General features: G+C 54.9%; 12 protein-coding genes. 4 read left to right on the top strand and 8 right to left on the bottom strand.

All coding sequences use genetic code 11. The annotated features are described in order from the left end of the window. Nucleotides 1-75: 75 nt before the first annotated feature. The 5 genes from RO22_RS15065 to RO22_RS15045 form a co-directional block, all read right to left on the bottom strand. Nucleotides 76-630 (bottom strand): zf-TFIIB domain-containing protein, encoded by a 555-nt coding sequence (locus RO22_RS15065; RefSeq protein WP_041158689.1) that lies wholly within the window; start codon nucleotides 628-630, stop codon nucleotides 76-78. A 99-nt stretch (nucleotides 631-729) separates the two neighbouring features. Then, a complete protein-coding gene (locus RO22_RS15060) occupies nucleotides 730-2,850 on the bottom strand; it encodes a TonB-dependent siderophore receptor (protein ID WP_041158688.1) in 2,121 nt (706 codons plus the stop codon). 47 nt (nucleotides 2,851-2,897) lie between these two features. Continuing rightward, nucleotides 2,898-4,043, bottom strand: coding sequence for an ABC transporter substrate-binding protein (locus RO22_RS15055; RefSeq protein ID WP_041158687.1), 1,146 nt, complete (start codon nucleotides 4,041-4,043; stop codon nucleotides 2,898-2,900). Nucleotides 4,044-4,066: 23 nt separating this feature from the next. Beyond that, nucleotides 4,067-4,864 carry an ABC transporter ATP-binding protein gene (locus RO22_RS15050; protein WP_039857312.1) on the bottom strand — a complete coding sequence of 266 codons (798 nt, stop codon included), beginning with the start codon at nucleotides 4,862-4,864 and terminating at the stop codon, nucleotides 4,067-4,069. Beyond that, the gene (locus RO22_RS15045; RefSeq protein ID WP_009285902.1) at nucleotides 4,861-5,919 is read right to left on the bottom strand and encodes a FecCD family ABC transporter permease; all 1,059 of its coding nucleotides are present in this window, start codon (nucleotides 5,917-5,919) and stop codon (nucleotides 4,861-4,863) included. Before RO22_RS15045 ends, RO22_RS15050 begins: the two co-directional genes overlap by 4 nt. Before the next feature lie 255 nt (nucleotides 5,920-6,174). On the opposite strand from RO22_RS15045, the gene RO22_RS15040 reads away from it, so the two are divergent. The 4 genes from RO22_RS15040 (at nucleotide 6,175) to RO22_RS15025 (ending at nucleotide 8,714) form a co-directional block, all read left to right on the top strand. After that, nucleotides 6,175-7,227: a class I fructose-bisphosphate aldolase gene (locus RO22_RS15040; RefSeq protein ID WP_041158686.1), complete on the top strand. Its 1,053-nt coding sequence runs from the start codon at nucleotides 6,175-6,177 to the stop codon at nucleotides 7,225-7,227. A 125-nt stretch (nucleotides 7,228-7,352) separates the two neighbouring features. Then, the gene (locus RO22_RS15035) at nucleotides 7,353-7,628 is read left to right on the top strand and encodes a PAAR domain-containing protein (protein WP_084625369.1); all 276 of its coding nucleotides are present in this window, start codon (nucleotides 7,353-7,355) and stop codon (nucleotides 7,626-7,628) included. Nucleotides 7,629-7,816: 188 nt separating this feature from the next. Continuing rightward, nucleotides 7,817-8,278, top strand: a complete 462-nt coding sequence (locus tag RO22_RS15030) for an Hsp20/alpha crystallin family protein (protein ID WP_022521744.1) — start codon at nucleotides 7,817-7,819, stop codon at nucleotides 8,276-8,278. Nucleotides 8,279-8,315: 37 nt separating this feature from the next. Further along, entirely contained in the window at nucleotides 8,316-8,714 is a 399-nt protein-coding gene (locus RO22_RS15025; protein ID WP_041158685.1) for an Hsp20/alpha crystallin family protein, read from the top strand. Between the two features lie 80 nt (nucleotides 8,715-8,794). On the opposite strand, the gene RO22_RS15020 is transcribed toward RO22_RS15025, so the two are convergent. The 3 genes from RO22_RS15020 to RO22_RS15010 form a co-directional block, all read right to left on the bottom strand. Then, the gene (locus tag RO22_RS15020) at nucleotides 8,795-9,667 is read right to left on the bottom strand and encodes a PhzF family phenazine biosynthesis protein (protein WP_041158684.1); all 873 of its coding nucleotides are present in this window, start codon (nucleotides 9,665-9,667) and stop codon (nucleotides 8,795-8,797) included. Next, the gene (locus tag RO22_RS15015; RefSeq protein WP_041158683.1) at nucleotides 9,654-9,866 is read right to left on the bottom strand and encodes a DUF1127 domain-containing protein; all 213 of its coding nucleotides are present in this window, start codon (nucleotides 9,864-9,866) and stop codon (nucleotides 9,654-9,656) included. The genes RO22_RS15020 and RO22_RS15015 overlap by 14 nt, the downstream gene beginning before the upstream one ends. 149 nt (nucleotides 9,867-10,015) lie before the next feature. After that, a complete protein-coding gene (locus RO22_RS15010) occupies nucleotides 10,016-11,272 on the bottom strand; it encodes an MFS transporter (RefSeq protein WP_041158682.1) in 1,257 nt (418 codons plus the stop codon). Nucleotides 11,273-11,277 lie beyond the last annotated feature (5 nt).

Here is an 11,277-nt window from a genome sequence, read left to right as displayed (position 1 = left end):
ATGGGATTACCTCGATACCGAGGTAATCCTCTTTCATATTATGAATATCCCCGACCTAACACCTGCCTAAAGCACTCACTCAATAGCGGAGTAAGGGTTTTCTGCCATTAAGAAAGCGCGTAAGTCGGCTTTTTGAGAGTGGCTATGCAGCCACTCGCGCACGTCACAGGCTTTTTGGTAGTCAGAATCACCAAACTTGCTGCGATACAGCTGCTCAAAGGTGTCACTGGTTTTTTCCTGACGTATCCGCTTTTGCCAGGTGTCTGTCAGTATGCTGTTCAGATTGCCCGCAAGTCCTTCGGCGACCAGCATTTCCCACTCGCCTTTATTCAGCCAAACGCCGCCTACCCGCGTGCTATAGTCGATCCTATGAGCATTATCTTTGGCGATTCGAAACTTGCTCATAATGCCGCCGGTCACTGGGCAAATAAGTGCGCCTACGGTATCTTCCACCTCAATGCTTTCAACGCAAATATCCTCAAACACATGTTCGGGATGACGTTCTTTCCAGCTAATGTAATCTTCAATCAAGATCCAATTGCCGCCGCAATTGTCGCAAGTATGACTACGGAAAAGAGCATCCAGAAAGCTGGGGACTAAGTTTCCCTGCTGGCATGCGGTACATTTCATCGGCGCGTTCCTAGTGTTAAGTTTATGATATCTTTCTCATATACAAAAGTTGTCACAAAGATTAATTAAGAGCAAGCTATCACGCCGAGTAATTGACTCTTAAAACTTCACCGACGCCTGCAGGCTAACTTCCAGTGGGTCGCCGACCACTACCCGCGTGCTGCCACCGCTTGAGGAGTGGTAAGTGGTGTCGAACAGGTTCTTGGCGTTGAGCTGCAGGTGCAGGTTGTCGCCCAGCCAGGGGGTATCCCAGCCGACAAAGGCATCGGCGACGGTGTAGGCGTCTAGCTGGAAACTATTGTCAGCGTCGCCTTCGCGCTCACCCACGTAGCGTACCCCGCCACCCAGGCGCCAGTTGCCCAGCTCTGGGCCGGTATTCAGGTCGTGCGCCAAGTAGAGACTTGCGGTGTGGCGTGCGGCGTTGGTTAGCCGGTTACCCTCGGTGCCTTCGGTATCTTTCAGCACCTCGGTATCGGTATAGGCGTAAGCGCCTAGCAGTGAAAGCTGGTCGGTCAATTGGCCGGAAACCGTTAGCTCCACACCCCGGGAGCCCGCTTCGCCTACCGTGCGGGTGACGCCGTTGTCGGAGACGGCCACATTCTCCTTGCGGATATCAAAGAACGCAGCGGCTAACGAGAACTGGTCGTTCCATAGGTGTTTGATGCCGATCTCGCTGCCCATACTGTGCTCAGGATCCAGCGTCTTGCCCGTATCACTGTCGGCGCCATTGGGCACAAAGGCCTCGCTATAGCTGGCATAAACGGACGTCTCAGGGGTTAGACGATGCAGCAAGCTGACCGACGGTAGGAAAATATCGTCGCTGATATCGGTGGCGGTCACGAAGGGGCGGCCACGGCCACCAAACTGCTCATAGTGGGTATAGCGCCCGCCTAGTCCCAGCGTCCAGCGGTCGTTGAAGTGCCAGCGGTCATTGAGATAAACGCCGGTCGTATTAATCTCATCCAAGCGGTTGCTTCGCGAGGTGTTAAGGCGATCGCTATCCAGATTAAGACCGCCGTAGCTCATATCATAAATATTCTGGTCGGTGACCGCCGAACCGCGATACACATCGCCCACGTAGTCCCGGCGGCGTTCGTGATCAATCCCGACAGTCAGGTCGTGGCGCATGCCAGCCAGAGTGGCGGTACCGGTGGTATCCCAGGCGGTGTATTGCACACGGCGGTCAAAGCCGTAGTTGGCGTCTGCACGGCGGGTTAGTGCGCCGGTGTCTTCATTCACACGCAATACCCGCGGTTGGCCATCGCTGTACTGGCGGCGGTTCCAGCCGTAGGTCAATCTTGTCGACCAGTCGTCGTTGATATCCTGCTCCCACCAGGCGGTGACCGCTTCGTCGTGACCAAATACCCGCGACCAGGGTTCATCGAAACGGCGGTCATTGGGTACCTTGGCGGGCTCACCGTCGACAATCACCGTGCCGCGATCCAGGTCCAGGTCGTAGTCGCGATACTCATAGGAGATCTGCGCGCGACTGTCGCTGCCTTCCCAGCGTAGCGAGGGGGCAACGATAGTGCGTCGATTGTTACCGAAGGCTCGAAAGGAGTCTTCATCTTCATGGTGGACGATAAAGCGGAACGCCAGGCCGGTATCGGCAAGCGGGCCAGTGACATCGACGCTGGCATTGCCGCCGCCCAAGGAGGTGGCTTCGGCGCTGATTTCGCGCTGCCACTCGTACTCAGGGCGTTTGGTCACCAAATTGATTACCCCGCCAGGATCCTGCTGGCCTTGAAAGAGTGAGGCTGGCCCCTTGAGTACTTCTACATGGTCTACCGTCGCCATGGAGAAGGTGCCCCGGGGCTGGCGAATGCCGTCGATCAACGTCGAACCATCGCTGTTGCTGCCGAAACCGCGTTTGATAAAGCCGTCTTCGGTGCCACCCATATTGTTGCCTTCGGTGACCCCTGCGACCATCGCCATCGCCTCGGTGAGGCTGTCGATATTATGATCGGCCATCACCTGGGCGGTGACCGTCTCTACGGTGCGGGCTTCTTCCAGAAACGATACCGGCTGTTTGCTGGCCAAGCTGGAGCGCTGGGCACGATAGCTCTGCGGGGCCACGTCAGTGAGGCGATCTGAGGTGACGATCAGTGTTTCTGAAACTGTTTCTGAAACGGTCTCATCGGTTTGTTGAGCATAGGCATAGGGCAGCGGATTCAGAAGCAGCAGCGGCGAAAACAGCGCAATGGTTCGTGAGCGGAACATGGGTGGTATTGATCCTTTTGGTCGTCAGTGGGTGGAATGAGCAAGCGTTATTGAGCGCTGAGGGCACCCCAGAAGTGGCCCTCGCGGCTTAGCTCTGGCGTGGTGGGGAGCAGGGCGTCGAAGGTGGCGGCCGGGTCGAGGTCACTAAAAAGCGCGGGGTGCAACCACTGGGCAATACGCTCCAGTGCCACGATGGCGAAGGGGCCTTGGTGGAAGCCGTGCCAAAGCGCATAGAGTTGCCCTTGCTGAACGGCGTCGAGATGTTGCCAGCCGGGCAGTTCTTGACTAAGCGAGCGCAGGTCTTGGGCAATCTCTGCATCGCTAACCCCAAGCCCCACGCTGATGCCATCCCCCGCGGCCCACTGCCCCGCGGTATTGATAATGACGTCGGGCGGGTGGCTCAGTACCCATTCGTTGCTTAGCGTCGCCGAAGCGCTGGGGGTTAATGCATCGGCGATATTCTCGCCGCCTGCCCGTGCGACCAGGTCGGCCAGCCCGTTTCTTAAATTGGTACGGCAGCAGTCAACTTTTACTCCAGGGGCGACATTGATCAGTACCCTGGGCGGTTCAGTGGGATGTTCTGTCAACCTCAGCTCTGCCAAACCCTGGTCGATACGCGCCAAGCGCTGTTCAATCAGAGAGATCATACGGTTGGCCCGTGGCGTCGCGTTCAATGCCTCGCCTAAAAGAGCCAGGCTTTTGGGCGTGTTTTCCAACGGGTGGCGGTTAAAGTCGATAAACAGGTAGGCAATGCCCAACTCGTCGAGTAGCTGCGTCAAAGGGGAGCCTTCAACGCTGCTGGCACGTGAGAGATCAAACAGCACCAGATCCGGAGCCAGATTCAGTAGCGCTTCGCTATCGAGCTGGGGGGTTGGTGCGTGTGAAAGCGTGGGCAGCTGGGCAAGCGCGGGCCACTGGGTAGTAAAACGCTGGGCCATGGAAGGGTCGAACACGGCCAACGGATAGACCCAGCCCGCCAAGTGTTCGGTCGGGTTATCCAGTAAGCTGGCTAGCGCATAGAGCTGGCGCGGCTGGGTAAGAAATAGCCGTGATGGCGGTGCTGAAAGCGTTACCTGGCGCCCGGCGAGATCGGTAAGTTGTTTGGGAAAGCCCGCCTGTGAACCGGCTGCCCAACAAGCGGTAGTGCTTAACAGACTGATCCAACACAACAGATTGATAGCCAGGTGGCGCATTGGGTTATCCTGGATTGACGTCGCTAAATGGAGTGCGCAGTTTGCTCACTGACGCGATCGCTAAGCACAATTGGCCGCCCCAACGAGCATTGCTCGACCCGTGACTCGACTCCGTAGGCGGCGTGCAGTACGTCGGGGGTAATCACCGTGTGAGGGTCGCCGGCAGCCAGCAGACCACCGTTGCCAAACAGCAGCACTTGGTCGCAGAAGCGCAGGGCCAGATTGATATCGTGGATAGCCATCAGGCAGACCGACTGCCGTTCCGCAATCACTGTGCGCACGGTATCGATCAGTGCCAGCTGCCAACGCAAATCCAGCGCACTGGTGGGCTCATCCAGCAGTAACAGCGCCGGTTGACGGGCAATCGCCTGGGCCAGACCCACCATCTGGCGCTGACCGCCGGAGAGTTCGCTTAGCGGGCGTAAGGCTAGCGGTCGAATGGCCAGCGCATCGAACACTCGCTCAATCAATGCCTCAATCGCCGCGCGGCTTAAATCGGGGCGCACCGCTCGGCAGGCGCTAAGCACCGCTTCATAAGCGACTAACGTGGTGGCCTGAGGGAGCATTTGCGGCAAATAGCCCACATGGCGCATCCGCGCTGCGCCGCTGAGGCTGGCGAGGTCGATATCGTTGAGCTGCATTTGCCCGCTGGAAGGCTGTAGGCCAGCGACTGCTTTTAACAGGGTCGATTTACCCACCGCATTGGGCCCCAGCACCGCGACCAGCGAACCGGGTGGTAGTGTGGGCAGGCTTAGCTGGTCGAAGACGCGCCGTTTGCGATAACCGGTCGTGAAGTTGCTGAGCGTAAAACCTGCCTTCATCGTGCTCGCCCCTGCATCATGATCAATGCCATAAAGAAGGGGATACCCACCAGCGAGGTCACCAGACCCACGGGAAGCACCAACCCATCGACCAGCGTTTTACTGGCGATAGAGGCAAGCGAAAGCACTAACGCCCCGGCCAGGGCGCTGCCCGGTAAGTAAAAGCGGTGATCTTCACCCAGCGCCAGCCGGGCCATATGTGGGCCGACTAACCCTATAAAGCCGATAGTGCCCACAAACGCGACCGCCGCAGCGGCAAGTAAACTCACCCGCAGTAGCGAGATAAGCCGCAGGCGTTCAACCGCAATGCCGAAGCTGCGTGCGTGCTCATCACCCGAGCGCAGTGCCGTCATCGCCCAGGCGCTGCGCAGTGAGAAGGGCAAGCACACTGCCAGTACTGCTGCCACGATGCCCACCGTCTCCCAGGAGGCACGGGACAGGCTACCCATCGTCCAGAACACTAATTGCTGTAACGCATCGGGACTGGCGATGAGCTGCAAAAGTGCAACCAGTGCATTGAGTACAAAGACCAGCGCAATACCAAACAGAACGATAATCTCACGACTGGCCCCGTAGAGGCGCGACAGCGCATTGATGGTCAAAATCGATGCAGCCGCAAACACAAACGCCATCAAGGCGGTGGCGTAGTGGGCATTCAAGCCAAACAGGGAAAAGTTGAAGACAATCACCAGCGATGCGCCGAGGGTGGCCGCTGCGCCCACACCGAGGGTAAACGGACTGGCCAGGGGGTTATTCAGCACCGTTTGCATTTCCGCACCGGCCAGGCCCAGGGTGGCGCCTACCAGTACCGCCATTAGCGCTGCAGGCATGCGGATCTCCCAGACAATGGCCTGCTGAATCGGGCCTTGAGCATGGGCATCAAACAACAGCGCGATTAAATCAGCCATTGGGATATGTGCAGGGCCACTGGCGATATCAGCCAGCAGGGAGATGACCAAGGCGATGGCTAAACCCGCGACAATCAGCAAACGGAGAACGATAAAGCGCCGATAGCTGGATGCCAACGGCGCAATAAGTGGCGAAGAGGCGGGCATTATAAAGGTGATTCCAAGTGTGAAGCGAAGGAAACAAGAGGAGTCTTATTTGCGACTAACACTCATTCTTGATTGTATTTTCATCTTTTAGTCGTAGTCTTGTCAACTGTCGGGAGACCTAGCGCCACCTGATTGCGGTGGTGCTTTCCCTATGCTCTATTGAAGCGCTAGGCTTTATTAAATCGATACGCTTTATTTAAGCAGTTTTTGGCATACACTTACTTTTTGTTACATACAAATATAAAGGAGCTCATCATGACTGATATAGCCGCTTTGCTTGGCAGTGACGCCGAGAGTTTGCTTAATCACACGTGCCAGGGCGTACCCCGTGAGAGCTTGCACCTGCCGGGCCCAGACTTTATTGACCGTGTTATGGCGGATAGCGACCGCAGCCCAGCGGTGCTGCGCAATATGCAGGCGTTCTTTAATCACGGCCGTTTGGCGGGCACCGGTTACCTTAGCCTGCTGCCGGTAGATCAGGGCATTGAACATTCGGCAGGCGCTTCCTTTGCTCCTAACCCGCGCTATTTCGACCCGGCCAATATCGTTGAGCTGGCACTCGAAGGTGGTTGTAACGGCGTGGCATCGACGCTGGGCGTGTTGTCATCGGTGGCGCGGCGTTATGCCCACAAAATCCCGATGATGCTCAAGCTTAACCATAACGAAACGTTGAGCCATCCGGCGATATACGACCAGACGCTATTTGCTGATGTAGACCAGGCCCACGACATGGGGTGCGTGGCGGTGGGGGCGACGATTTACTTTGGCTCCCATGAGAGCCGTCGGCAAATCATGGAGATTAGCGAGGCCTTCGAGCGCGCTCACCAATTGGGAATGGTAACGGTCTTGTGGGCTTATTTACGCAATCCAGCCTTCAAGCAGGACGGCACTGATTATCATGTCGCAGCCGACCTCACCAGCCAAGCTAACCATATGGCCGCAACCCTCAAGGCGGATATCGTTAAGCAGAAACTGCCTGAGAACAACGGCGGTTACCGTGCAGTAGGCTTTGGCCATACTCACGACAATGTCTACAGCGAGCTAACCACTGACCACCCCATTGATTTGGCCCGCTACCAGGTTGCCAACTGCTTTATGGGCCGCGCGGGTTTGATTAATTCCGGCGGGGGCTCCAAGGGGCATTCTGATCTCGGCGAAGCGGTGCGCACGGCGGTGATCAATAAGCGTGCCGGTGGTATGGGCTTGATCTCAGGGCGTAAGGCCTTCCAGAAACCCATGCAGGAAGGCGTTGAGCTGCTGCATGCGATTCAGGATGTCTATCTCTCTACCGATATTACGGTTGCCTGATGGCTGGCAGTTGGCTAAGCGTAGGCCCTTAAGTGAGCACTAACAAACTTGATGAATATTAATTAATATTAAATAATCGTCCTATTGAAATGTTTAAAACGGCATACGCTTAAAGGAGCTATATCATGAGTGGAAAGCCAGCAGCACGTATTACTGACCTTACCGCGTGCCCTATCCCAGGGCACGGTACAAACCCACTAGTCAGTGGCTCGCCTGATGTTTTTTACGATAGCTTGTCTGCCGCAAGGTTAGACGATAAATCTGCTTGCGGCAGTCCTATTACTCACGAAGTCTCGTCCACCGTATTCGTCAACAGTAAGCCAGCCGCTGTCCTGAGCAGTGTGGGTGCCCACGGTAATGAAGTCATCACCGGATCGGGGACGGTCATCATCGGTAAGTAGTGGTGTCTGCCTCCATTGATCGGAGCGCTGACGGCCGTAAAAAAAGCCTCAAAAATTGCCATACAGACCCTTGAAAATCGACTGACCGCTCCTATTTTTTACATCGTAGAGGCTGCTTCTGTGGGTTGCGTAAGAGGCTGCCTCTTATGACAATTCTCACAGTCTGCTTAACGTAGGAGGTGTTCGATATGTTCGATGATCTCAAGCGTTTTGAAACCGGCTCGCCTCGGCAGTTTGACTGGTTTAGTCAACTGTTGGACGGCTTCTTCCCCGATGGCAATGCGATGGATATTCGTGCGGTGCCGCGGGGTAGTTTCCCGATGATCAATGTGGCGCGTAGCGATGATGCCGTGCGTGTGTATGTGTTTGCTGCGGGGTTGGCACACTCTGATCTGACCATTGATATTCAAGACAATGTGCTGACGCTACGTGGCAAGCGAGACTCTGTGACGAGTGGTAATGAGGATGGCAGCTCGCGCCCGGTATTTCGCCGAGAGCGCGCCAGCGGTGAGTTTGTAAGGGCGATAGCACTCCCCGATGGCTTAGATGCCGAGCGGGCAGAGGCACGCCATGCCCATGGTGTGTTCGAGATCGTGTTGCCTAAACGCGAAGAACTCAAGCCGCGGCGTATTGATGTTCAGGCGGCGTAAATCATGTTTGTTAACCTTGCATAAGGAGGGATAAATCATGAATAACGTTGTTCGTTCATCCAACCACTCCCCGCTTTTACAGCGTGGCGAGGAGCAACCTTCTCAAGAAACCCTGCTGCCAGCGGTGGATATCATTGAAGAGTCCAATGCGCTCAAACTGGTGGCAGATATGCCTGGCGTTACTAATGAAACGCTGAAAATAGAGCTCGACAACAACGTACTGAGCCTGGAAGGTGAGATAGCGCTAAATATGCCCGAAGGGCTGAGCGCGCTGCACGCCGAGGTTCGCGGCCAGCGTTTTGCGCGGCGTTTTAACCTCAGTCACGAAGTGGACAGTGATGCCATTACCGCCGCTCTCGTCAACGGCGTATTGACGCTAACGCTGCCCAAGAAAGACAGCCACCGCACGCGCCGTATAGAAGTGCAGGCGGCTTGAGGCCTGGTCTCCGAGTACAAACTGAGCGAAAAGCCGAGTGTCCGCTAAATAGCGGGCACTCTTTTTTGTGAGGCGGTTGGCTATCGTTCCAGGTAAAACTCGCCTTTGCCCACCACTTTTGCGTTACCGCCCACCGTCACAAGGCCGGGCTTGACCTCGCCATTGGCAGCGGTATGGATAACGCTGGGCCGCCCCATTTCGACACCCTGATGAATTTTGCAGTGCAAGGTGCCTGGTTGCAGTGATGCCAAATAGCCGGTTAAGGCCGCTGCAGCGCTGCCGGTAGCGGGGTCTTCGCAAATGCTGGAATGCATACAAAACATGCGGCTGTGAACTACCGTTTCTGCCCCGCCTTGTTGTTCAATCACATACAGGTAAATCTGGACGGCACTGCTAGACATAACAGCACTTGCCCAAGCCGTCGTAGAAATACGCACGCTCTCTAACGCTGCCACGTCAGTGAGTTCGATCAAATGAAAGGGGAGCCCGAAGGAGGCAATCACCGGATCACCCTTCACCTGATGGATGTCCAATCCCAGCAGCTCAACGGCAGTGGTGCGGTCAATAGTGCTGTCTGTGATCATGGCGGGTTGGGCGGTCTTAAACGTTGCCCTATCTTGTTCATACTTAACCACTAGCTTTCCGATGGAAGGGTGGAGCACAACACCTTGCTCGCGGTTCACTAAATCCAGTTCCCTGAGCAGATGCGCAGTGCCGACCGTGGGGTGGCCTGCAAAAGGTAGTTCACGAGTAGGCGTAAAGATCCGCATCGGGTAGTGATTCGGTTCAGTGGCAGAACTTAAAAACACCGTTTCGGCTAGGTTAAGCTCATTTGCCAGCGCCTGCATGGTACTGGCTGCCAACCCATCAGCCTCTAGAAAGACGGCCAATGGGTTGCCGGTAAACGGCTGGTCGGTAAAGACGTCGAGTAGGTAATACTCAGCGGTTTTCATAAGGGCCCCCATCTAGTGGTGTATGCTTCCAAAACGCTTTATGTCCCTCTTTGAGCGCCTGCGTACGGTCAATGCCGATATCATCAAGTAGCCTGTCATCAAGCGCCAGTAACTGGCGGCGACTACGACGGTAGTGACGATACTGGCGCAGTTGAGATCTTAGCTGATAACGAAGCTGGGTGAGGCTGAAGCGTGGCATGGCGATTCTCCTTGAATGCGATGTGCCTCACCAGATTACTCAGCGTCACTGTTTTGATACAGATATAGGATATGTTGTTTTAAAGATACAGATTGAGTGTGTTATAGCTCTGTATGGTGGTTGGGTAGCGCATCTGTATCTTTATTAGGCTAGGGGAAGGGCGGGGGAGTCTGCAATTCCACGAACTTCGCCCACAATTTCCGGTAGCGAACTGAGGCTGCAAAGCAAGCCACACCACCTAGCAGAAGAGTGATTAAGAGGCCTACAGAAGAAGCTGCTACCCCCATCCACAATGCACCAAAGGCCGTGCCGCCTCGAAAGGTCAAGAAGTAAAACGCATTGACACGTCCTCGCATAGAATCATCTGTAGTACTCTGAATCACTTGTTGGGATTTCACCGCAGTGATTGTGATTGCATACCCCAAGGTTATGAAAAGGCCTATCGATAACCAGAAGTTATCAATTACAGATAGTAGCATTGCACAAAGAGCAATAAGCATGGAAAACGTGACGGTCAACCTAACAGCAGTCTCGATACTATGATCTCGGCTCAAAAGGTTCCATATGCCGGCCAGAACCGAGCCGAGACCAGTTGCCGCAATAAGTATACTGAACCACTCTGAGTGCATATCATATTGAAGCTCTGTTAGAGCTGGAGCCAGATCGGGAATCCCTCGTGCACCAGCAGAAGTAATGGCAATTAGCATCAGCATTGGGCCAAGAAGGGGATGAGTCATTACATATTGCAAGCCATCGACAGCTCCCTTCAACGCGCTGCCTCGTGACTGCTGGTGAGTGGCTAAGTCGGTATGTGGGATAGATTTCAGCATGAAAAAGAAGATCAAGTACCCAGCCACAGTGAACGCAACTGCAGCCGAGATACCATACAGAGATATCGTCAGCCCTGCTAACCCGGCTCCAGCAAACCGCGCGATGTTTAGGCTAAGGATATAGATATTAGCAGCTGAGCTAATGTGAGTGCGGTCTCGCAAGAGCATTGGGTACCAGGCAAGCTGAGCAGGATGGCTGATTGCCATCGATGCTCCAACGACGAAGGCGACAACAAAGAGTAATGGCATCGTCAGTATTTCGAGGTTTAGTAGTCCAATCAAGAGAGTAAGAGCCAGGGCCGGTAATAATTCGCTGGCCATAATAATACGACGTTTATCAAAGCGGTCGATGGCATCGCCAACAAGGGGCGACACGAGGAGAACCGGTAAAAATTCGGCAAATGCAACCATACCCAGCCAGAATGTTGACTGGGTTAGCTCCCAAGCCAACCATCCGAAACAGACCCTTTGCATCCATGATGCTGTCGATGAAAACGCATAGCCAAATGCGAACTTCCGGTATAGTTTGCTAGTAAGAGCCTTTAGACCCTCTATATCCTCAAGCTTCTTTATCATTGTAG

It is taken from the genome of Halomonas sp. KHS3 (assembly GCF_000830495.1).
In the GTDB taxonomy this organism is placed as follows: Bacteria; Pseudomonadota; Gammaproteobacteria; order Pseudomonadales; family Halomonadaceae; genus Vreelandella; species Vreelandella titanicae.
Note: the sequence above shows the minus strand (reverse complement) of the source record. Positions and strands in the feature narration are given on the sequence as shown.